The sequence below is a fragment of the Vibrio crassostreae genome (genome assembly GCF_041439375.1).
GTDB classification, from domain to species: domain Bacteria; phylum Pseudomonadota; class Gammaproteobacteria; order Enterobacterales; family Vibrionaceae; genus Vibrio; species Vibrio crassostreae_D.
Map to the genome: position 1 here is coordinate 19,319 of NZ_JBGONY010000044.1, position 22,691 is coordinate 42,009.

Genomic DNA, 22,691 nt, shown 5'->3' on the forward strand with positions numbered 1-22,691 from the left:
GAGAGCAAATACACAAGAACAGGCTCACCAAACTCGCTACGCGTTTTGAGCCGCTAAATGCATTTTCTTAGCGTGGCGAATCTTCTTCTCTTCGGCAACCGCAACGAATAGCAGCAATACGATACAAATAGCCGCTGAAGTATCGAGTGCAGCAAACGTTCCTTTCCAACCCGTTAAGCCGAAAATAGGCGTTCCATCCGCAATCATACCTAGGCCAAGTTTGGCAAAGCTATCACCAATTAAGTAAGCAAATGTGCCTTTCACGCCATCCGCAACACTGATTGCTTTCTTCGGCACGAAACCTACCGCAGCAACACCAATCAGCAACTGAGGACCAAATACTAGGAAACCAAGCACAAACAGTGACGCTAGGTACATGAACTCACTCGTTGCATGCTGGTAGAACTCTAGCGAAACGATAATCAGGCCAAGCGATACACAAGCAACTAAAGCACGGCGTCCATTCGCAAGGTCTGATAAATAACCCCACATTAGCGTGCCGACCAGTGCGCCAACTTCAAACAGTGTGAAACCTGAAATCGCGGTTTCTTTTGATAGACCTAGCTCTTGATACGCATAAACGGTAGACCATTGATCGATACCGATACGAACAATGTACAAAAAGATATTCGCGAAGCAGAGCAACCAGATCACCTTGTTTTTAAGAACATACTCAACAAAGATCTCTTTCTTGGTCATTTGATTTTCTTCAGCGGCTGTATCTTCTTCGCTGATTTCTTCACCAAACAACTCTTCAACTTTACCTAGGCCGTAGGCTTCTGGAGAGTCATTACCAAAGCGCATACCAATAAAGCCAACCACAATCGCGATGATAGATGGGAAAACGAACATACCAATCACATTGCCATCAAATAGGTAGTTAGCGCCAAACAGAGCAACACCAGCTGCACCCGCACCACCCACGTTATGTGACATATTCCAAAGACCTAAATATGAACCACGCTTGTTACGAGGCGTCCATTTAGTGATGGTTGAGTAACTTGAAGGGCCACCTGTACTTTGGAAAAAACCACTTAATGCGTAGAAGGCCACCATCATGAATAAGCTAGCGCTGCCACCACCCATACTGAAGCTGAAGCCCAACATGGCAATACCAGACAGGACAAGCATGAATGGCAGGAACTGCTTGGTGTTTTTACCATCGGCGTAATAGGAAACGACGGTTTTACCAATACCATAAGTAATTGAGAAACCAAGACCGATAAGACCTAGATCCGTCATTGATAATCCATAAGTAGAAATCATGTCGTTTTGCGCGACATTGAAGTTCTTACGGATCAAATACATGGTTAGGTAACCAATGAACACGACAAGGTAAGATTGTAGGAATGGTTTAAACCACATTTTTCTTCTAGTTTCGACCGGAAGATCCAGCGTCGGTTTTCTAACCTGATCTAGGAACTTTAACATTGTGAACTCTCTTATTTTTTCATGAGGTCTGCACGGCATAATTGCGACCATGCATTTTGTTAGTTGACCGTGAAATAATAAGGAGTCTAAAAATCGACCGCATGAGAGAGGGTCTTAGAATAACTAGGAAAAATTCTTAGTTCAGAATTGGGAGTGAAGAAAGCGTGAACAGTATCACTTTGTTTACGTTCTGTTATGTATTGATATTACGATAACAAAAATCACTCATTTCAAGGCTGACGAACCTTGTAAACAAACAGAAACAAACTAAACACTTCGCAACAAACAAAGCGCCAGTATCGGTTCATCACCGTCAATTTCCATGATATGACCGATACTGGCTCAACATTCATTCTTATTAAAATAGATGCAATAGGCTTGTTACGCTTCGAGCAAATCGTACTACAGTCGCTTACCGCTGCCGTCTTCCCACATCACTTCGCATTCATCCTTGATGGCGGCTTTTAATAATTCAACCAGTGGGAACGCTCGGCTACCGATATTAACAGACGCTTCAACAGCCTCTTCTTCATTGTCGTCACCAACATTCTCTTGCTCTACCTGCTTGCTCTGCTCAGAGGCAATCGCAACACGTAAGTTATTTAACGCTTGAGGAACCTCTGAAGCATCAATAGCACCTGGAATGGTACCGCTGTGCCCAAGCATCTTGATAAACTGAAGGCCGACTTCACCAAACATCGTGACGCTAGCATGGGCTTTACAACTAAAGGTGATTAACATAATGAGCCTCTCTTAATTTTGGTAGTTTACAAACTATGTTGAGTAACGCACTGGAAAGCAAGTAGATAATCACCAAATCGCTTCTTCTAAATCGAACCTTAAGTTACTCGTTACTAGGCAGTTTTGCACCTCCAACGACACGCATCACCGATAATTATAGGTTAACCATGTTTAATCCAAAACATTGATAACAGTCACACTAAAAAGACGACTAGCACTCCGCAACGGCTATTATTTAATCTACTATTAACTCCATTATCAAAATCTTTGGCATAAATCACATGAAAAGGCTCGTCGGCAGACACCTAGAAGAAATGGCGGACATACGATCCACTCGCAAACAAAAAATTGTTTACTCCTTTTCACTGACTGCCGCTGTGTTATTCATTTTCTACACTTGGGCTTATTTCCAAGGTCAGCATTACACACTGTCGATTTTCGAACTGTGTTTTGCACTTATCGCTATCTCCAATGCATTTTACGTAAAAAAAGTTATTAATCCTGAATATTCAGAATTGATCCTGAGCGGAGTCCTTCTAGTTCAAGGCCTCATCCTATTTTTGTACAGTTATGCTATTCCCGACCGGATACTTTGGCTCTACCCGATTCTGGCGGCAGTCATTTTCATTAACGATTTCAGAATTGGCATTATTTTGAGCACCTCATTTTGTGTGTTTATCAGCACCTTGATTACCGCTATGCCTAACAACTTTTCTTTACCCTTTAACAGTACCCATCGATTTATTCTTAGTTTATTTACCATGAGCTTGGTGTGTCATACATCTGCCTATTACTACACAAAAGCCGTCAGTTATATTCAACGTCTGTATAAAGAAGGCATCGAAGATCTTGCCTACAGAGACCAACTTACCGGCTTGGCAAACCGCTGGAGCTTTGAGCGCTGGGCGGCTGAAAAACTTGCGACAGTCGATAGTGAGCGATCACTTACGGCACTGGTCTTTTTGGATATTGATGACTTTAAAGGCATTAATGACAGCTACGGGCACGACGTCGGAGACAGTGTCTTGCAGCATTTTGCCAATCGCTTGAGCAACAACATTCGAACCAGAGACAGAAAAAACCATGAATACGATTATTCCATCGCGCGCTTTGCTGGAGACGAGTTTGTTTTAATGCTCTACGATGTGCCAACTCGTAAAGATTTAGACGGCATTCTAGATAGGATTTGCGGGCTGTTCGAAAGCGGTTGCCAAACAAACGAGAGAATCAAGGAATTGACGCTAAGTGTTGGGGTTTCTTTATACCCACAAGACGCTCAAGAATTACATGAACTGACTAGGTGTGCTGATAAAGCGATGTATGTTGCCAAGCATTCAGGCAAGAGCCGATACGCTTATTATCACGATAATCCAGTATCGTCCTTGATTGAAGAACTACCGACGAACCTAGCCGGCTTAGAATCTGATTCATCTGAACTTAAAGATTGTCTTGAAGCGCAGGTCGAAGGGAACAATGTGACGCGATTAAAAATGCGTCAACGCTAACCAGTACTATAACTCATCGGTGCTGCTAACCTGCAAGGTACATAAGCCAAAGGCTCACTAACCCAAGCATAATAATCCATATGACTTGCCGTGTTCGGTTTGGGTTATTACCTTTAGGTCGCCTCACCACTGTTTTAAAAGCGGCTTGCTTAGCCGACTGAATAAACGGCGCCTCAATCTCACGTTTTTTCACGCGGCGTTTAACCGCGCTGTTTGCAACCTCTGTAAAACGCTGACCTTGCTCCGTTGTAAAGTCGTTATCAAAACCCATCCGACCATGCCTTTCGCCATGTTTTTGCTGAACTGCCATAGCGGCCTCCTTGGCGGTCTACTCTCTACTCAAGTATAGACATAATTTCATCTTGTTACCTGTTCAAGATTTTCGAATAAGTCACTCAACGCTATGCCATCTTCTTTTTCAATCAAATTACATAAACTACAGCTATTCAAGTTTATGAGGGTTTTAAAATGACGAATGTAAGAGTAGTAGATCATGTGATTGCAGCACATGCCACCTCCGATGGTGATGGCGTCAAAATCCAAAGACTCGCTGGCTTCAATAACACGCGTTTCTCTCCATTTTTGATGATTGATGAACTTAAGTCGGATGAAAGCAAAGACTATGTTGGAGGCTTTCCTCCGCACCCTCATCGTGGTATAGAAACGCTCACTTACATGCTCCAAGGTCACTTTCAACACAAAGACCACATGGGGAATGTTGGAGAGCTACGCAGCGGTGGCGCACAGTGGATGGCCGCGGGTCGTGGTGTTATTCACAGCGAAATGCCAATGATGGAAGAAGGCGCACTGCATGGCTTTCAGATTTGGATAAATCAGCCTGCGTCACACAAAATGCTGCCCGCGCAATATCACGACTTCCAGAGTGAAAGCATTACAGAACACCAAAGTGAACAACGTGGTTTATTGAGAGTGATAGCCGGTGGGTTTGAACTGCATAACCAAACTGACGATGATTCAGAGGCTTTACGAGCGCAGGGTCCATTACAGAAAACAGGTGTGCCATTAAGCGTTGCGGATTGGCGCTCTCATGCTGGGCAAAAAGTGACGTTAGGGACTAATGTTAATCACAATGCCATGACTTATGTGTACCGAGGCAGCATTAAGATCGGCGACAAAGTCATCAAGCAAGGTCAGCTTGCCCTGCTCACCAAAGCTGAATGGCTTTCTTTAGACAGCTTAGAAGATTCAGGTGTACTGGTTTTTTCTGGTGAACCGATTAATGAACCTGTTGTGCACTATGGTCCGTTCGTCATGAATTCAATGGAAGAGATTGAACAGACTATTCAGGATTACAACAACGGCGTATTTGAGACTTACTGATTTACAGATGTCTGTCTTTGAGCTTTTAGCTTTGAATTGAAGTTGAAGATTGAAGATTGAAGATTGAAGATTGAAGATTGAAGATATTTTGCAACGAACAACGATTTGGTCATCCATTTGATGACTGCAAAAACAAGTGACACTATCCACTGCCGGTTACTATCACTTATTTAACCACGCTCTTAGAGCGTGGTTTTTTTTCTATTAAATCAGAGATAAACGATGCCCTGATTAAACGAATTTAGAGCGAGTTACAGATATTCACACAGGTAAGCTGTCGCTTCTTTTACCTGTAAGTCGAATGAAGAATCACCCGCAACGTCAAAAGACTCACCAGATTGGTATGTCGTCCAGTCATCATCGCCAACACGCTTTACAATTAAAGCACCTTTAACAACGGTCATCTTTTCTGGAGCCGCAGTACCGAACGTGTATTCGCCAGCCTCCATCACACCAACACTCACATCAGCACCAGCTTGGTTAAACGCTAACGACTTAACGCCACCTTCAAAGTATGTGTTTTCTTTAATCATTGTACTTCCTTGTTATCTCAAAATTGCAATTATTGGACTCAACGAATGAGCCTATGCGTAAATCTAGGTGATAATTGTTTTAACCAATTCGAGACTGTCCTACAAGAAATAAATACGCATAGCTTAGGCATTTCTTGAATTCGCTTTCATTGATAACGTAAATACCAAGGAATCAGGCAAAAAATCGCCAACGCAACCAAATTTATTGGAACATTCGATCCTGCTTCTAACTCTTATAACAATTTTTGCAAACTAAGGTTTTAGTTAATAGAATCTAAAATAATATCAGTGGGAAAATGAAGAAATAATGGCAAAAAAGTCGGTCAAAAGCAGAGATTTATTTGCCAACTCGTTACTCTACAGCTTCCTATTAGCTGGCTTTATGATTGCCCTCACCGCGGGCTATTTTGCTTACCAAGCCCACCAACAATCTGTCAGCCCAAGCAATGTCTATGGCACATGGATAGAGATTGCGGCACCACCTTACAATACTGATACCCTGACACTTTCAGATAATGGTGTAATGATGAATCATCGCCTCATTGCTACCTCGTTTGATTTTGATGGCAAGATTGTCACGATTAGCACAGGCTCTGGAACCACCGTCTACACCATCAGTGGTACTTACGATTCTCCTCGCTTGAAACGACTAGAGCCAAGCGTACCATCTCAGCAATTTATTAAAGAAGGCTACGAGGATACTGCAGCTGGTGATACCCACAGTGTGATGCAACAAAGACGCGCTTCCTTAGCCGAGCAATTCAAAAGATAATCCCCTTCTCAGTCTTCTTCAGTCATCTAAATAACAGTCATCTAAATAATAGTCTTCTCCGTAAAAAGTATTCTCCGCATCACTACTTTCATATTTACCTACCGATCTGCGCCGCTCACCCAACACACTTCGCTTTGTGATACTGCTTCAACTTGCGATATTTTCTTATCGTTTGTCGCATCTTTTCATAACTTCATGTCGTGGATTTTCACTTATGAGATTTTACTTCTGAAGGGTGTTTTATTTTATAAAACATGGACTCAGCCTCTCACTCATTAAGCAACAGAATTGTAACGAAATACTATTTTTTAGTTGTCCATCGAAAACGGATTTATTTTCAGTTATAAAATTAAAACTCTCTCGAATACTGACTGGGAAGCTCCTTCAAAACTGACTGGAGCCGTTTATGGGGCCATTTGGTTCTCGTAACCTTCAAGGAATGAGAGAAAAAGTATGATTCGTATTAATACCTGTGCGGCAAGCATTGCTCTAGCGCTATCTGGTACAGCATTAGCTGCTCCAACAGCACCTAGCATCGACATGTACGGTTCCAACAACCTGCAGTTTTCTAAAATTGAACTCGCGATGGAAACCACTTCTGGCTACAACCAGATGGTTAAATATCACGACAAAGCAAAGGTCGACGTCAAGTTCAACCAATGGAGCGGAACGTCAGGAAACACGTACAACATCTACTTCGATGGCGTTAAAGTGGCCACTGGCCCTATTACTGGTAGCCAAACTACAGCTTCATTCGAATACGGCCAAGGCGGCTTATTTCAGATGGAAATCGAGGCGTGTGACGAAACAGGCTGCGCCAAAAGTGCTCCCGTTCAGATCACGATTGCAGATACCGATGGTTCACACTTAGCGCCACTTGCAATGAATGTTGATCCGAACAACAAGTCATACAATACGGACCCAAACACGGTAGTAGGCACTTACTTTGTTGAGTGGGGTATTTATGGTCGTGATTACACGGTTGATAACCTACCCGCTGACAACTTGACCCATATCCTTTATGGCTTCATCCCAATTTGTGGTCCTAATGAATCAGTAAAATCGGTAGGCGGCAACAGCTACAACGCACTCATGACAGCCTGTCAGGGTGTAAACGATTACGAAGTGGTGATTCATGACCCATGGGCCGCTTTCCAGAAAAGTTTCCCTCAAGCGGGCCACGAATACAGCTCACCGATCAAGGGTAACTACGCGATGATGATGGCACTCAAACAGCGTAATCCTGATTTGAAAATCATACCATCGATTGGTGGTTGGACACTGTCAGACCCATTCTTCGATTTCACAACCAAAGCGAACCGAGACACCTTTGTGGCATCGGTTAAAAAATTCCTAAACACATGGAAATTCTATGACGGTGTAGATATTGACTGGGAATTCCCTGGTGGTGGTGGTGCTGCGCCAGATCTTGGTGACCCAGTAAATGATGGCCCAGCATACATCGCATTGATGGCAGAGCTGCGCGCAATGCTCGATGAGCTAGAAGCAGAAAATGGCCGTACTTATGAACTAACCTCAGCGATCGGTGTTGGTCACGATAAGATTGAAGACGTGAACTACGGCGATGCTATCCAGTACATGGATTACATCTTTGCAATGACTTATGACTTCTACGGTGGTTGGAACAACGTGTTGGGTCACCAAACGGCACTAAACTGCGGTAACTTCATGCGTCCTGGCCAGTGTGATGGCTCAGGTGTTGATGAGAATGGCGAACCATACACAGGCCCAGCTTACACCACTGACAACGGTATCCAATTGCTGCTTGAGCAAGGCGTTCCAGCTAACAAGCTAGTCGTTGGTACAGCAATGTACGGTCGTGGTTGGGAAGGTGTATTACCATCAACACTTTCTGATCCTAGCGACCCTATGACAGGTGTTGGTAACGGCAAACTGAAAGGTAGCTCTGCGCAAGGTGTATGGGAAGATGGCGTTATTGATTACAAAGGCATTAAAGCGAACATGCTTGGCGCGAATAACCAAGGCATCAACGGCTTTGAATATGGTTACGACGAAATGGCAGAAGCGCCTTACGTTTGGAACCGTACTTCAGGTCAGCTAATCACATTTGATGATGACCGCTCGGTAAAAGCAAAAGGCGCGTACGTTCGTAGCCTTGGCCTTGCGGGTCTATTCTCTTGGGAAATTGATGCGGACAACGGCGATATCTTAAACGCAATGCATGAAGGTCTTGCTGGCGGTACAACAGATCCTGTCAACCGCAAACCTACGGCAGCTGCAGGTGCAGACCAAGCGGTTGAAGGCCCAGCTTCTGTATCTCTAGACGGCAGCGCTTCAAAAGACAGCGACGGCACGATTGCGAGCTACGTGTGGTCGCAAGTAAGCGGAACAGCCGTAACGCTGGCGAATGCCAATGCCGCGGTTGCAAGCTTCGATGTTGTTGAGGTTGCTCAACAAGAGACACTGACCTTTAGTCTAACCGTAACAGACAACGAAGGCGCAACGTCAACAGACACCGTTGTTGTAACGGTAAACCCTAAAGATACAGGCCCGGTTAACACAGCACCAGTTGCAGTAGTTACAGCTCCGGCAGAAGTCAATGCGGGTGATGTAGTCGTGGTTGATGCTTCGGCTTCGAGCGATGCTGACCAAGACACATTGACCTTCACATGGGATGTGCCTGCTGGTATTGATGCGACTGTTCAAGGTTCTTCAGTGAGCTTTGTCGCGGCGGAATACACGCAAGATACAACGCTGAACTTCTCTGTAACGGTCAGCGATGGCACAGAGACATCAGTAGCGGCTACTTCAGTGAACGTTCTTAAGAAAACCACAGGCGGCGGTACGTGTACTAACGCTTGGGATTCAGGTGCGGTTTACACTGGCGGCGACCAAGTGACTCAAGGCGGTAAGGTTTGGGAAGCGAAATGGTGGACAACTGGTGAAGATCCAACAACGACAGGCCAATGGGGCGTGTGGAAAGAGATCGGCCCAGCAAGCTGTGCTAACTAAGAACAAGATTAGCTAAAGCCAACTAAAAGCAAAGGCCAACCAGAGAATGTCTGGTTGGCCTTTTTCGTGTTTGTTTTCTTAACCCACGTTCTACTTATTTGATTAGTTAACCTTAACCAATCAGGTTATCAAAGCTCTCGAATACTTGCGGGCACTTCATTACTCGCCCGTGACCTTGACCTTGAGTAGCAATCAAAGTAACGCGTTCCATTTCATTCGCAGCACGCTGAGACACATCAAACTTAGTAAACTTGTCTTGCTCATCATGAACGATGATCGTCTGAGACTCTCGAAGCGCTAGCTTTCCATAGGGATCAACAGACTGAATTGGGTAGTTAAACTGCTCTTCGACTTCTCCAACTACCGCCTCGAACAGTTTCATTGAGTAGCCAGAACGCGCAACGCTGCCAAATAGGTTTTCTAGATAATCCAGTACAGGTGCAATCAGCAATAGTGGCTTATTTTCCAATTTGACGTGCTTACATTCCAACGCAGAAGCCGTCCCCATACTATGACCGACCAAACCAGCTACCTCACCCACCGAATCTAGAATCGCTTCAAGACCGTTCACAAACGCAGGAATATGACCATGTACACCATCGCTGCCACCATGAGCAGGATGATCGTAAGCCAGAGCCGTAAAACCTTTGGCTGCGATATGTTCCATAAGAGGAAAGAACTGACTCGCCGTACCAGACCAACCATGAGTCAGCACCCAAACTGGACCTGTACCCAGAGAGTACGTTTTTAGCACGCCATCACGGCCTTTGATTTCACTCTTAATCAACCCTTGTGGATCAGCGTTTTTCTGCTCAGTTCGCATTGGCGTGAGCAACATTTTTCGCGCAGTTTTCTTCGCATGGCTCGGCGCGAGAATGTAATGCAGGTTAGTTGTTGCACCAATAAAGCTGCGCTTGAAGCTGAATTTGTTCGATGTATTAAAATAGATTTTGTCACTCATGACCGTTCCTTGTATCGCCATCATCATTGGCGGATCGAGCTCGGCCCGAAAAATCGAACGACCGTGCTATTTATTAATATAAAAAATGGCGATAGCGCTTTTTATGACTGCTTGCCGCCACTTCTCTTAAAATTGTTAGACCTTACATCAGCAAAGCTCACATGCTTTTCTAACTCTATGATTTGCGAACTAAGTGTTTTACGAACTAAACGGCTTACTCGTTAAACCGCTTTCCAGCTGGCAATTAAGCGCTCTACACCACTCCAAAAATGGGTGTGACTCGCTTGTTGGCCTCGCAACGAATAGAACAAGTTCGCACTCAAGTAGAGACCGTATAACTCGAAGGTTGCCTGTTTTGGGTCTAGTTCGGCTCTAAATTGCTTGCTCTCCACCGCTTTTGCTACCTGAATCGTCAAGTAATCAATCCAAACCGAAATGGTTTTCTGCAGCGCTTTCTGAATCACAGACGTTTCACTGCCCGAATCTTTCCACGCATCAATAAACATACAGCTGCCTTGGAATGAATGATTCCAACCCAACCAGTTATCAAGCAGTTGTTTAAGCTTGGCTTCAATATCACCGTCGCCCAACTCTCTCGCAGGAATGATGACTCTTTCAGTGAATATGGCGTTGGAATATTCGAGTACAGAGAGCTGCAGGTTCTCTTTAGAGTTGAAGTGTGCAAACAAGCCACTCTTAGACATACCACACTGCTTGGCTAATTCACCAATCGTTAAACTCTCAAGCCCGTTCTCACTCGCAAGCGCGAATGCATGACTCAAAATATACTCTTTGGTTATCTTTCCTTTGCTCATTATTCACCAATGATAAATCTGATGGTTTATTTTTAGCACGTTCGTTCTTTTTTTCAAAGTTTTTTGCCTAACCACTGGGAATTAATTTCTCTTGTCTAATAATTGTGGAAAAATGCGACAGTATTCAAGGAAATTGAAATCGATTAACAAAGGAAGAAGAATGAACACACTTTGGGAACAGTTTGCGTTTTCGGCGTCAGTAACGGGCCCTATCTGTTTAATGCTGTTTCTTGGTGTGATGCTCAAGCGAATTGGCTTAATCAATGACAACTTCATTGATGTCGCATCCAAGGTGGTGTTTCAAGTCACTCTACCCGCGATGCTATTTCTCAGCATTGTTCAGTCTAACCACGATTTTGCCGCAAGTGGAAAGCTCGTCATTTTTGGCTTGTTAGCCAACCTAGCCTTCTTCGTGTTCACCACTGTCAGCACTAAAATGGCTTTTAAAAAGCCTCAAGACCAAGGTGTGATGGTGCAAGGTGGCTTTCGCGCCAACACCGCTATTATCGGGCTTGCTTACGTTGCCAATATATACGGCAACGATGGTGTCGCACTCGCTGCTCTTTATGTCGCCTCCTTGACGGTTCTCTATAATATTCAGGCCGTTATCGCGCTCACTCCAAAGGGCCAGGAGTCGGGTGACAAAGCCATTCAAGTAATCGTTAAAACACTCACCAAAAACCCTTTGATTATCTCGATCGCCTCAGGTGTCTTGTTCTACTTACTATCGATCCCAGTACCGAAAATGGTGACTGATGCAGGGCAATATTTCGCAAACATGACGTTACCGTTAGCCCTTTTGTGCACGGGAGGGTCGCTTGATATACGCTCGCTGAAAAAAGATAAGGGCCCAACTTGGTTCTCTACCGGATACAAACTGGTTTTAGCTCCGCTACTGATCACGCTTGCTGCCCTGTTCTTCGGTTTTAGAGGATTAGATCTAGGCCTTATCTTCTTGATGAGCGCCGCGCCGACCGCTGCTGCGAGCTATGTTATGGCACGTGCGATGGGCGGGAATTCAACATTGGCTGCCAATATTATCGCGCTTACTACCGTTGTTTCTCTTATCACTTGTACTCTCGGTATTTTTGCACTTACTGCAATGGATTTAATATAGCTGCGACAGGCTTCAAAGAATCAAGATAAGCCTTAAAACAAAGGTCGCAACCCTTGATTTAGCGCTAACTGGTTCAATAAAAAGGCTGTTAGATTCTACGAAAATTTTCTTAGAGATCTGATATGTCTTCCGTTCAACATACGCCTTCACAACGCATCGCCAGTATTGAGTTGGGTCGAGTGATTGCTATCTTGGCGATCATCGGCTTACATGGCCAAATGGCACTTACTTATTGGCAAATCGATGAAGTGCCTTGGATTGGCTATGTACTTAACCAAACCGCTCGCTTCGCTGTGCCTCTTTTCTTCCTTATCTCAGGGTATCTGATTCAACCTAAGCTGACCGCATCGCCTTGGACAACCGTGGTCAACTACTCCAAGCCACTACTCAAGGTTTGGTTAGTTTGGAGCATCATTTGCCTAGTCATGCCATTCAACCTCGCGAAGGTGGAAGAGTTCGGTTACTTAGGCGAACGCCAAGGCTATTGGGGCTTTTTAATGAACACCCCGCTCAACTCTTTCTTAGAGGGTGGGTTGGTGCACTTGTGGTTTATTCCTGCACTTGTGTGTGCCGTTTTGATCATCGCTTTATTGGTTGAATTGAAGCTCAATAAACTTCTATTGCCGATCGCTATTGCGCTCTATGGCTACGGTGCTTTGGCAGGAAGCTACGCAACGCTAACCGGATTAGAAGCACCCTTCTTCACGCGCAATGGTCCGTTCTTTAGCACTTTACTCGTTACCGCTGGTTTTCTGATTCGCCAACACCAATGGCACCTATCATCAGCAAAAGCGTTGGGGTTAGTCGCTGTGGGAATGATCATCCATTTTTCAGAAGCAGCATGGTTAACCCAGTTTGATATCGCCTTTAATATTCACGATTTCTTATTTGGTACGGCTTTGTGGGGGATTGGTGTGTTCATGTGGCTTTTAGCAAATCCAAACATCGGCAATTACGCTTGGGTTCGTGCCATTTCAAATCGCATGCTGGGTATCTACGTAAGCCATTTACTGATCATTATCGTATTGTTCAATGTCTGTGGAATCTTAGGCATTACGGAATTGGCAAAAGACGTTACAGTATTTTTTGGCACCGTATTGTTGAGCTTTGGGTTGGTTGCTGGAATCGAGAAAACGCCACTGCGACGCGTGCTACTTCGCTAGGGCGTGTTGACCTTTCGCGGTTAAATTTTGTTCGGATGGGGACGCCTAGTCAAAAGCGTTTTAATCGCGGCGAGGGAGAAATAGCCTAGTCATTCTAAGCAAATCTCCCTCAACAAAGAGTAAAACGCTTTTAGCCGAACCCTTCGGGCAGCGTTTGCTGGTCATTTCTACTGCGTTATCGGCTTCTCATGTAGGCTAGCTACACATCAAAGCCTCTGCGTTGTATAAATACCCAGCAAGTCGCTGCAAAAATCAGCTCGAAAGAGCAACACGCCCTAGACTGATTCGCCCAGCCTAAAGAAGCTGAGCGATAAAATGCTTTAGAGTATGTATAGCGGGTTAACCGCCGATTGACGCCAAGTTTGGAGTCATGCCGCTGTTGCCATCATGTAAGAAGTGGCTAACAGACTTGGTTTGAAGCTGAGCCTGAATTCGATCAATGAGCTCTTGCTCTTGTTGATCTTCTTGAATCAAATCTCGCAGTTCAACACCGTGGTCGCCAAACAGACATAGGTGAAGTTTACCAGTCGCAGAAACACGCAGTCGGTTACAACTCTCACAGAAGTCTTTCTCGTAAGGCATGATCAAACCAATTTCACCCTTGTAGTCTGGGTGGACAAACACTTGTGCTGGACCATCGTTAACCGCTTTGACTTTTAACAGCCAACCGTTAGCAATAAGCTGATTGCGAATCGCAACGCCAGAGACATGGTGTTTATCGAACAACTCGTCCATCTCGCCGGTTTTCATCAGCTCGATAAAACGTAATTGAATAGGTTTGTCTTTGATCCAATTAAGGAAGGCTGGTAATTCCTGACTGTTGAGGTCTTTCATCAATACAACGTTGACTTTGACTTGTTCATAGCCAACCTCAAACGCTTTATCAATGCCTCGCATAACCTCAGTAAACTTATTCTCACCAGTGATCTGATGGAACATACGTGAATCTAAACTATCCACGCTAACGTTTATATGGGTTAAACCAGCATCACGCCATTGCCCTACTTGTTTCTCCATGCGGTAGCCATTCGTTGTGGTGGCTACTTTTTCGATGCCTGGAGTAGAAGCAACGGTATGTATGATTTCAGGAAAGTCTTTACGCAGACTCGGCTCTCCGCCTGTAATGCGGATCTTTGAGGTACCACAATCTGCAAACGCTTTAACAACGCGTTTGATCTCGGGAACACTTAAAAAAGACGAGTTTTTTTGCCCTGACGGTTTGTAACCATCTGGTAAGCAGTAAGTACATTTAAAGTTACAGACGTCTGTAACCGACAAGCGCATGTAATAAAACTTGCGATGGAATCTATCTTCGAATTGTTGCGCCACGGAACACCTTTCCAAACACGGGAGGCATAATCATTTCCAATTAAGCCCTTGTGACAACATGTCACTGGCTCTTGATGCGTATCGGTACAGCAAATACCACTGTGCGACTTAGCATGCGAGAGCTCGGAGTTATGGCAACCGCACGTCATATTCATACGTGCAGTAGCTGAGTAATAAAATACTTAATATTTGTACGTGAATCTAGCTCTGATGGTAAAAAACGGGTCACATCGGCAAAAAAAACGTATCAAACGCTCAAAATAACTCTTGTTGAGTATATAGCGAGAAGCATTTAACCTAAATTATAGTTGGTAATAACCTAACAAGAACAAAAAATGAATATTTACGCTTCAAAGAAGGTCGTAGCAATCGGTGGAGGCCATGGCTTAGGTCGTATGCTTGCTGCACTAAAAGACTTTGGTAACAACGCAACTGGCATTGTTGCAACAACGGATAATGGCGGCTCAACCGGACGAATTAGAGACTGCCAAGGTGGTATCGCTTGGGGAGATACTCGTAACTGTATCAACCAATTGATCACTGAACCTTCAATCAGCTCGATGATGTTTGAATACCGCTTTCGCGGCCAAGGTGAACTCGACGGTCATAACTTGGGTAACCTGATGCTCACGGCATTAGACAACCTCTCGGTTCGCCCACTAGAAGCGATTAACCTAATTCGAAATATGCTCAAGGTCGACGTCAATATCGTGCCGATGACCGAGCACCCTTCTGACCTCACAGCCCTATCAATGGACGGACGTTGGGTAACCGGCGAAACCAACGTTGATGACATGACAGAAAAACTGCGCATGATGGACTTGTCGCCAGAAGTGCCAGCGACCAAAGAGGCCGTTGCCGCGGTGGAAGAAGCAGACTGTATTGTACTTGGCCCAGGCAGCTTTCTAACCAGTGTGATGCCTCCGCTGCTACTACCAGAAATTGGTAAAGCAATCGCTGGAAACACCAAGGCAAAAGTTATCTTCATTGAAAACCTATCTCCAGAACACGGTCCTGCAGGAAAAATGACGCTTCAAGAACAGCTTGAATGGTGTGAACGTACCTGCAAAGCGAGAAAAATTGATGTTGTGCTGGGCAATGCGCCGCACCCTGAACTTGAAGGGCTTTGGAACTGCGTGACCACCGATCTTGCCTCTCCTAATCGAGATTGGCGACATGACCGTTTAAAACTTCAACAAGCGATTCGGGCTCAACTGGCTTAGTGGCTTAGTGGCTTAGTGGCTTAGTGGCTTAGTGGCTTAAGCTAAACACCAGAAGCCGGTAAAAACGAAAAAGGAGCATCATGCTCCTTTTTTAGTCTCTGTATCTCTACCTGTAGATTTAGCGATTAACCGCTTTAGAGATCAGTCATCAACTGCTGATATTCAGTATAAGTCGATAGTAGAAGTTCCTGCATATCTTGAAAATCAATATCTGTCACAGGCAATGCTTGCTTCACTTTTGCGTCTAAGCTAATAGCAAAACTACACAAAGAATCGGCACCAAAACTCGCAGCACTGCTCTTCAACGCATGGCTGATATCGGCCAAATACTTAGACGTATCGGTATCTTTGTTTAGCTCTAGGTGCTCGTGGTATCCCTTCAATTCACCTAAAAATATTTCCAGTAATACTGGGACATTCTCTTGCCCTATTTCGCCGGCAAGTTCATCAACTTTTTGCTGATTTAATACTTTCGTCATTATTATTTTCTTATTGTTTGGTGATTACTGCTTCGCATTCCACGTTTGCAACTTACGGTATATGGTCGAAGGACTCACATCTAAGAAGCCTGCTGCTCGGGGGATATTGCCATCACACGCTTTAATGGCCTGTTCGATGGCCGTTTTCTCAGTGATCCACAATGGGAAAATATCTTTTACCGTAATGTCTTCATTCTGCTTTTCTTTCAATCGCAGGCTGTTTTCAATCGGTTGGTTCAATGGGGGCGGAAGCATGTTTAGAGTAATCTCTTTACCGTTATTCAAAACCACCACGTTTCGCAACACGTTTTGTAGCTGACGAACGTTACCCGGCCACTCATATTGATTAAAGCGATCAAGTACTTCTTGAGCAAAACGCACAAACGCCTTCCCCTCCTCGACCGACATATAGCCTAGTAACGAGTACGCAATCTCGATGACATCTTCACCACGCTCGCGCAGTGGCGGCAAGTGCAGCGGAATCACGTATAAACGATAGTATAAATCTTCTCTAAAGCGACCTTCTTGTACTTCTTTCCAAGGGTCACGGTTGGTCGCACACACAAAACGAACGTCCACACTCTTCATCTTCGAAGAGCCGACTTTTTGAAAAGTACCGGTTTGAATAAAACGCAGAAGCTTGGTTTGCAGTTCAAGGTCCATCTCACACAACTCATCGAGGAACAGTGTTCCACCGTCAGCCAATTCAGCAGCACCTTGGCGATCCGTTGCCGCGCCAGTAAAGGCACCTTTTACGTGGCCAAACAGCTCACTTTCAATCAAGTCTTTAGGAATTGCCGCACAGTTGATGGCGATGAAAGGCTTATCACCACGCTTACTCGCCGCGTGAATCGCTTCTGCACATACCTCTTTACCCGTACCACTTTCACCGGTAATGAAAATACTCGCTTTACTCGATGCGGCGGAATCGATAGTTCGGTAAACCTGCTGCATAGTTTGGCTACTGCCAATAAAACCTTGATAGTTCTGGTTTCCCGGATGTTCCGAACTGTTCTTAAGCTTGGTAGCCTTACGGATTGCGTTGTTCACCGTAATACGAAGTCGGTCGGCTTCACATGGCTTGATAAGGAAATCTTGAGAACCATGACGCATTGCTTCTACGGCGGTATCGATAGAGCCGTGCGCTGTCATGAAGATAACGGGCACTTCAGGGTACTTTTGTTTTACAGCAAAGAGCACATCCATACCCGTCATATCAGGCAGACGTAGATCTAATAAAATAAGGTCAGGGATTCGATGATTCAAACTCTCAATTGCATCGCGGCCAGTGCCGACAATGTTGATATCAATTTCGAGCGGTGTAAGATACGAGCGATATAACGCTGCGACTGAAGCCGTATCCTCGACCATCAACAAATACTTTGATTTGTTATCTAACGTTTTTGATTGCATATCCTAGCCATTTATAATTTGCATTTCTTATTATAGTCGCATTCCGCTTTGCATTATGCAAATTAGCCACAATATTTGTGATGTATTTTTTTACTTACTTCAAACAATCAATGTTTTATCTATCTGGCACGAACGATGCAGTAATATAAATGACCTTCGGGTCACCTAGCCAACTGACGTTGTTAGTGAACCGAGTGTTCACAAACGTAAGCCAGTAGAACAATTACTACTGGCTGTTTTTTTGTCTGAACCACTCTCAATTCTTATCTTGAGGGTATGAACTTCTTGAGTAAGAAGTGAGACTAGCTGTTGGTAATGAATTGCTTTCTCATCTGTTCAATCTCATCACGCTTCTGCGCCGCCAGCTCAAACTCCAGATTCTGAGCATGCTGATACATCGCAGCTTCTAGCTTACTGATCTCTTTATCAAGCTGCTGTGGCGTAAGCACTGCATAACTTTCAGATGGCTCAGCCACCTTAGATAGTGGAACTTGCTTAGATTGACGCTGCTGTTTCGACTTGGTGATGTCACCCAGCTCCATAATATCTTTGATATTACGTTTCAGCGCTTGTGGTGTAATACCTTGCTCTTCGTTGTAGGCCTGCTGTTTCTCACGACGACGATCGGTTTCATCAATCGCTTTTCTCATCGACTTAGTAATCGAGTCACCATATAAGATCGCCTTACCTTCGAGGTTACGCGCGGCACGACCAATGGTTTGGATCAGAGAACGCTCAGAACGCAAGAAGCCCTCTTTGTCTGCATCAAGAATCGCCACCAACGATACTTCCGGCATATCCAAACCTTCACGAAGTAAGTTAATACCCACTAACACGTCAAACTCGCCCAAACGTAAGTCTCGGATGATCTCGACACGCTCAACGGTATCGATATCAGAGTGCAAGTAACGCACTTTAACGCCATGCTCACTTAAGTATTCGGTTAAGTCTTCCGCCATTCTCTTAGTTAATGTTGTGACCAACACGCGCTCTTCTTTCACTGAACGGATTCTGATTTCAGACAACAAGTCATCCACCTGAGTCGCGACCGGTCTTACTTCAATGATCGGGTCTAACAAGCCAGTAGGACGCACCACTTGATCAGCAATCTCGCCATCGGATTTTTCAATCTCGTAATTACCCGGCGTTGCCGACACAAAAATCGTTTGTGGAGCTATAGACTCAAATTCTTCAAACTTCATTGGACGGTTATCCAATGCAGAAGGCAATCTAAAGCCAAACTCGACCAAGGTTTCTTTACGAGAACGGTCACCTTTATACATCGCACCAATTTGCGGCACAGTCACGTGTGACTCATCGATGATCAGCAAACCATCATCAGGCAGGTAATCAAATAACGTTGGAGGCGCTTCCCCTTCCGCACGGCCGCTCAAGTATCGTGAATAGTTTTCGATACCGGAACAGAAGCCAAGCTCAGTCATCATTTCAATATCAAATTGAGTTCTTTGAGAGATACGCTGCTCTTCGAGAAGCTTATTGTTGTCTTTTAAGTATTGAGCACGATCTCGCAATTCATCCTTGATGTTCTCAATCGCCTCGAGAATTTTTTCTCTTGGGGTTACATAGTGAGTTTTTGGATAAACGGTAAAGCGCGGTAAGTCTCTTTGCTTAATCGCACCAGTCAGTGGATCAAAGATACTAATGCAATCGACTTCGTCATCGAACATCTCAATTCGAACCGCATCTAGGTCAGATTCAGCCGGGAAGATATCGATCACTTCACCACGGACTCGAAACTGACCACGTTCAAAAGCGACGTCGTTTCTTGAATATTGCAGTTCAGCCAAACGGCGCAAAATATCACGCTGATCCATCACCTCACCACGACTCAAGTGAAGCATCATCTTCAAATACGACTTAGGGTCACCAAGACCGTATATCGCCGACACAGAAGCCACAATGATGGCGTCTTTTCGTTCTAGTAAGGCTTTGGTTGCCGAGAGCCTCATCTGTTCAATATGAGCGTTCACAGACGCATCTTTCTCGATGAACGTGTCCGTGGTTGGAACGTAGGCTTCAGGTTGGTAGTAATCATAGTAAGAAACGAAATACTCAACGGCATTGTTTGGAAAGAAAGATTTCATCTCACCGTAAAGTTGAGCCGCCAATGTCTTGTTAGGCGCTAATAGGATCGCAGGTCTTTGAGATTGGGAAATGACGTTGGCAAGGGTAAAGGTTTTACCAGAGCCCGTTACCCCTAATAGAGTTTGATGTGCCAAACCAGAATCTAGTCCATCTAATAATTTGGTTATCGCCGTCGGCTGGTCACCGGACGGGCTGTAGTCCGATACCAAGTCAAAGAGTTTGCTCATAGGTCGCCATTTCCATACTGTTTTTTTAATCAGGTCATTGTCACTCTAGGTGGAGTGTCGTTGCAACTATTATCTAGAGAAATGCATCTTAAGATCAGATATCAGTTATAGCTTTTATTTTTAGAACTTGGTATTATCCGTGCCCCTGCAAGATCTCTTCAGCTAAATTACTCGATTTTTAATCCACTACTTTTCCCCAAAAAATCTAAAAATACCGCTTGTTTTACTGTTCGGTTTATAATCTACAAAAGTTATACAATCGCGATATTTTGATATAAATCTTTTAAATACATTGAGTTAGATAAGATTTTTACATTTTTCGATTTATCCCAATGATTGTTGTTAAAGTTTCACACACACACTTATCCACAATTTTGGTGGATAACTAAAGCAAAGCTAAATCCAATAAGGTGTTCAAGAAAGTAAAGTTTTTTATCTTACTTTTTTCTGATATTTTTTATTGACAGAAATTCGGACAATTATTAGAATTCGCGTCGCTAACAAGCAATTCCCCTTTAGTTCAGTTGGTAGAACGGCGGACTGTTAATCCGTATGTCGCAAGTTCAAGTCTTGCAAGGGGAGCCAAATTCAGAAAAAAGCCCAATCTTTCGATTGGGCTTTTTTCGTATGTAACTGCGACTAACTTGTTCCAAGTTAATGTCACAAACCTAGCCGCTCACGTTCATCGTTGATCAAAAAAGCCACGAACTAATCCGTGGCTCACTTAACTTTTGAGACTACAAACTACCCGAGAAGTAATGGGTATCTCGTAGAATCCATTTATATTGCATTATAGGTGACGAGCGATCGTGTCCGTCAAAACCGCAGCTACCTTATCATCGCCAGCTTGATCGCCTTTACTGTAGGTATTGATCTGACGCTTCGATGAATCGTGGATATTAGTGATGGCTACCACTTCTCTCTCAATACCAAATCCAACCAACTTAATCATCAATTCTTTATTTTTGAATGAGTCGCCAACGATCACGATAGAGTTAAAATCTTTCAGTAGCTCTTTAGTCAGATCTTCAACTTGAACATCATTACTATTAATAAAAAAGATATCCGCAGACTTCGCAGAGCTTCGCTCTCCAGCAGACTTCAGTTGGATTTGCTGCATCTCATTGAACACACCATTATCTTGCGTTCCAATGGTAGATAGGCTCGCAGCATTAGAAGCCAAAGACAATAGCAGTGTACTAGCAAAAACAGTACTTTTAACAAAATTCATTCTCTTTACCCTCTAATAACTAAAGAATTGTTTCTTTCATGATGCGGAACGTTTGACCTTTATCGTCAATATCGCAATCGGTATCGATCGTAATGCCGTAGTTAGAATCTCTTTGGTATAAAGTTGACTCATTCTCATTAATTGACCAACTACTGCCATACATATTGAGATAGGCGCGCGAAACCGTCACCGCATTGCCGAATACCAGTTTTTGGTCAACACAAGTATTCCAATCAGCAGTGTAGTTTTCTTGCCACGTCTCATAGCTCTTTAGGTCGTAAACTCGGTACAGGTCTTCACCCCAAATTTCAGCAGCGTTCTTTACATGCCAAAATTCTGCAGATGGAGCATCTCTGTAATACCCAGCTTCTCCCACAGCTTTTGTATTAATAGTCTGGACAACCGAGTGGCCGATATCATTGCCTTCATCAACCGAGGTGTAATTCAACATATTGTGTGTCTGACTCGATTCTTTAGTTTGGCTAAAACCAAAGCCAACACCCAGACCAGCAGACGGACCATCTGATTTGCTCGCTTCAAAAGAGCCAGTAATATCGAAACTAAAAGACGTACTCTCAGCTAACGAAATCTCTTTGTTCAAATTACTCGAACTTGGAAAGCTTTGCTGGTTCACAAACAGATTTCCATGTCGTCTTTGAGGGAGACAGTAATCGTTGTTTTTATCGTTTTCACACTCTTCAGACAAGTACTTCCAAGTCAGCCTTGATTGCTCTTTCGCATTATTAGGAGCCTCATCAACGGCTTTCTTGTGAGCCCAATTGTAGGCATTGTCACCTGACATGAAATTAAATTGAGAATTACCATGGAAGATCTGACCTAAGTATCCTTCTGGGTAATAAAAGTGTGGCGCAACTTTCTCATCTTCCCACTCGAAAAAATAGCCTCCGTCGGCAAGGGTTTGACGCGTGACATTCATGCTACCGTCAACCGCCATAATATAGTTAGTCTTATTTGACTGAGAAAACATCAACAAATCGATGGTACGTGCGACATCAACCTGTTCATGAATTTTGTACTTCTCCTTACCATAGCTATAAGCACCATTCTGAGAAGTGATAATAAATTGCTCTTCAATTTGACCATCTTCTATTCTGGCATGCTGACAGAGGTTCGCAATTTTTCCAGGTAAACCCTGCTGCTCTAGGTGATTGTTAATGTATTCTACTTTGGCATTAAAGATATCACAGGCTGTCGCAGGATCATCGTACGCAACATACTCATCAGCCCCTTTGAAGCAGGGCGCGAGCATACTTTGATGAATTTATAATCCAAAGAACACTCGGGCTCGA

19 protein-coding genes, 1 tRNA gene and 1 riboswitch are annotated in these 22,691 nt (G+C 44.1%); of the genes, 8 read left to right on the forward strand and 12 right to left on the reverse strand.

Annotated elements, in window-relative coordinates; genetic code table 11:
• Nucleotides 1-36 precede the first annotated feature (36 nt).
• Nucleotides 37-1,431, reverse strand: a complete 1,395-nt coding sequence (uhpT, locus tag ACED45_RS16945) for a hexose-6-phosphate:phosphate antiporter (protein WP_146492571.1) — start codon at nucleotides 1,429-1,431, stop codon at nucleotides 37-39.
• 402 nt (nucleotides 1,432-1,833) lie between these two features.
• Complete coding sequence (locus tag ACED45_RS16950) at nucleotides 1,834-2,172, reverse strand: DUF1840 domain-containing protein (RefSeq protein WP_146492573.1); 339 nt, start codon at nucleotides 2,170-2,172, stop codon at nucleotides 1,834-1,836.
• A gap of 314 nt (nucleotides 2,173-2,486) precedes the next feature.
• On the opposite strand from ACED45_RS16950, the gene ACED45_RS16955 reads away from it, so the two are divergent.
• Nucleotides 2,487-3,677 carry a GGDEF domain-containing protein gene (locus ACED45_RS16955; protein ID WP_371714548.1) on the forward strand — a complete coding sequence of 397 codons (1,191 nt, stop codon included), beginning with the start codon at nucleotides 2,487-2,489 and terminating at the stop codon, nucleotides 3,675-3,677.
• Between the two features lie 25 nt (nucleotides 3,678-3,702).
• Here the strand turns inward: ACED45_RS16955 and ACED45_RS16960 are convergent, their stop codons facing one another.
• Entirely contained in the window at nucleotides 3,703-3,987 is a 285-nt protein-coding gene (locus tag ACED45_RS16960) for a hypothetical protein (RefSeq protein ID WP_146492574.1), read from the reverse strand.
• Between the two features lie 158 nt (nucleotides 3,988-4,145).
• Here ACED45_RS16960 and ACED45_RS16965 point away from each other — a divergent pair, with 158 nt between their 5' ends.
• Nucleotides 4,146-5,018, forward strand: a complete 873-nt coding sequence (locus ACED45_RS16965; RefSeq protein ID WP_371714536.1) for a pirin family protein — start codon at nucleotides 4,146-4,148, stop codon at nucleotides 5,016-5,018.
• 251 nt (nucleotides 5,019-5,269) lie between these two features.
• Here ACED45_RS16965 and ppnP read toward each other — a convergent pair whose 3' ends face one another.
• On the reverse strand, nucleotides 5,270-5,551 hold the full coding sequence (gene ppnP, locus ACED45_RS16970; protein WP_017082986.1) for a pyrimidine/purine nucleoside phosphorylase: 282 nt from the start codon (nucleotides 5,549-5,551) through the stop codon (nucleotides 5,270-5,272).
• A gap of 307 nt (nucleotides 5,552-5,858) precedes the next feature.
• On the opposite strand from ppnP, the gene ACED45_RS16975 reads away from it, so the two are divergent.
• Together ACED45_RS16975 and ACED45_RS16980 are read left to right on the forward strand one after the other, a co-directional pair.
• A complete protein-coding gene (locus ACED45_RS16975; RefSeq protein ID WP_017092427.1) occupies nucleotides 5,859-6,323 on the forward strand; it encodes a DUF2850 domain-containing protein in 465 nt (154 codons plus the stop codon).
• Between the two features lie 453 nt (nucleotides 6,324-6,776).
• The gene (locus ACED45_RS16980) at nucleotides 6,777-9,317 is read left to right on the forward strand and encodes a glycosyl hydrolase family 18 protein (RefSeq protein ID WP_371714538.1); all 2,541 of its coding nucleotides are present in this window, start codon (nucleotides 6,777-6,779) and stop codon (nucleotides 9,315-9,317) included.
• A gap of 112 nt (nucleotides 9,318-9,429) precedes the next feature.
• Here ACED45_RS16980 and ACED45_RS16985 read toward each other — a convergent pair whose 3' ends face one another.
• Nucleotides 9,430-10,278, reverse strand: coding sequence for an alpha/beta hydrolase (locus tag ACED45_RS16985; RefSeq protein ID WP_371714539.1), 849 nt, complete (start codon nucleotides 10,276-10,278; stop codon nucleotides 9,430-9,432).
• 221 nt (nucleotides 10,279-10,499) lie between these two features.
• On the reverse strand, nucleotides 10,500-11,093 hold the full coding sequence (locus ACED45_RS16990) for a TetR/AcrR family transcriptional regulator (protein ID WP_132974699.1): 594 nt from the start codon (nucleotides 11,091-11,093) through the stop codon (nucleotides 10,500-10,502).
• Between the two features lie 160 nt (nucleotides 11,094-11,253).
• On the opposite strand from ACED45_RS16990, the gene ACED45_RS16995 reads away from it, so the two are divergent.
• Nucleotides 11,254-12,210 carry an AEC family transporter gene (locus ACED45_RS16995; protein ID WP_371714540.1) on the forward strand — a complete coding sequence of 319 codons (957 nt, stop codon included), beginning with the start codon at nucleotides 11,254-11,256 and terminating at the stop codon, nucleotides 12,208-12,210.
• A 122-nt stretch (nucleotides 12,211-12,332) separates the two neighbouring features.
• On the forward strand, nucleotides 12,333-13,373 hold the full coding sequence (locus tag ACED45_RS17000) for an acyltransferase (RefSeq protein ID WP_371714541.1): 1,041 nt from the start codon (nucleotides 12,333-12,335) through the stop codon (nucleotides 13,371-13,373).
• Nucleotides 13,374-13,712: 339 nt separating this feature from the next.
• On the opposite strand, the gene moaA is transcribed toward ACED45_RS17000, so the two are convergent.
• Complete coding sequence (gene moaA, locus ACED45_RS17005) at nucleotides 13,713-14,702, reverse strand: GTP 3',8-cyclase MoaA (RefSeq protein WP_371714542.1); 990 nt, start codon at nucleotides 14,700-14,702, stop codon at nucleotides 13,713-13,715.
• Nucleotides 14,691-14,843: riboswitch (molybdenum cofactor riboswitch) on the reverse strand. (Overlaps the previous gene by 12 nt.)
• Before the next feature lie 194 nt (nucleotides 14,844-15,037).
• On the opposite strand from moaA, the gene ACED45_RS17010 reads away from it, so the two are divergent.
• The gene (locus ACED45_RS17010; protein WP_371714543.1) at nucleotides 15,038-15,925 is read left to right on the forward strand and encodes a YvcK family protein; all 888 of its coding nucleotides are present in this window, start codon (nucleotides 15,038-15,040) and stop codon (nucleotides 15,923-15,925) included.
• Nucleotides 15,926-16,059: 134 nt separating this feature from the next.
• Here the strand turns inward: ACED45_RS17010 and luxU are convergent, their stop codons facing one another.
• The 3 genes from luxU to uvrB form a co-directional block, all read right to left on the reverse strand.
• Complete coding sequence (gene luxU, locus ACED45_RS17015; RefSeq protein WP_102433499.1) at nucleotides 16,060-16,404, reverse strand: quorum-sensing phosphorelay protein LuxU; 345 nt, start codon at nucleotides 16,402-16,404, stop codon at nucleotides 16,060-16,062.
• Nucleotides 16,405-16,428: 24 nt separating this feature from the next.
• Nucleotides 16,429-17,817, reverse strand: a complete 1,389-nt coding sequence (luxO, locus tag ACED45_RS17020; RefSeq protein WP_004734031.1) for a quorum-sensing sigma-54 dependent transcriptional regulator LuxO — start codon at nucleotides 17,815-17,817, stop codon at nucleotides 16,429-16,431.
• Nucleotides 17,818-18,119: 302 nt separating this feature from the next.
• A complete protein-coding gene (gene uvrB, locus ACED45_RS17025; protein WP_371714544.1) occupies nucleotides 18,120-20,150 on the reverse strand; it encodes an excinuclease ABC subunit UvrB in 2,031 nt (676 codons plus the stop codon).
• 509 nt (nucleotides 20,151-20,659) lie between these two features.
• On the opposite strand from uvrB, the gene ACED45_RS17030 reads away from it, so the two are divergent.
• A tRNA-Asn gene (locus ACED45_RS17030) sits at nucleotides 20,660-20,735 on the forward strand.
• A gap of 205 nt (nucleotides 20,736-20,940) precedes the next feature.
• On the opposite strand, the gene ACED45_RS17035 is transcribed toward ACED45_RS17030, so the two are convergent.
• Together ACED45_RS17035 and ACED45_RS17040 are read right to left on the reverse strand one after the other, a co-directional pair.
• Nucleotides 20,941-21,381 carry a hypothetical protein gene (locus ACED45_RS17035; protein WP_102286074.1) on the reverse strand — a complete coding sequence of 147 codons (441 nt, stop codon included), beginning with the start codon at nucleotides 21,379-21,381 and terminating at the stop codon, nucleotides 20,941-20,943.
• Between the two features lie 19 nt (nucleotides 21,382-21,400).
• The gene (locus ACED45_RS17040; protein ID WP_371714545.1) at nucleotides 21,401-22,651 is read right to left on the reverse strand and encodes an excinuclease ABC subunit B; all 1,251 of its coding nucleotides are present in this window, start codon (nucleotides 22,649-22,651) and stop codon (nucleotides 21,401-21,403) included.
• Nucleotides 22,652-22,691: the final 40 nt, after the last annotated feature.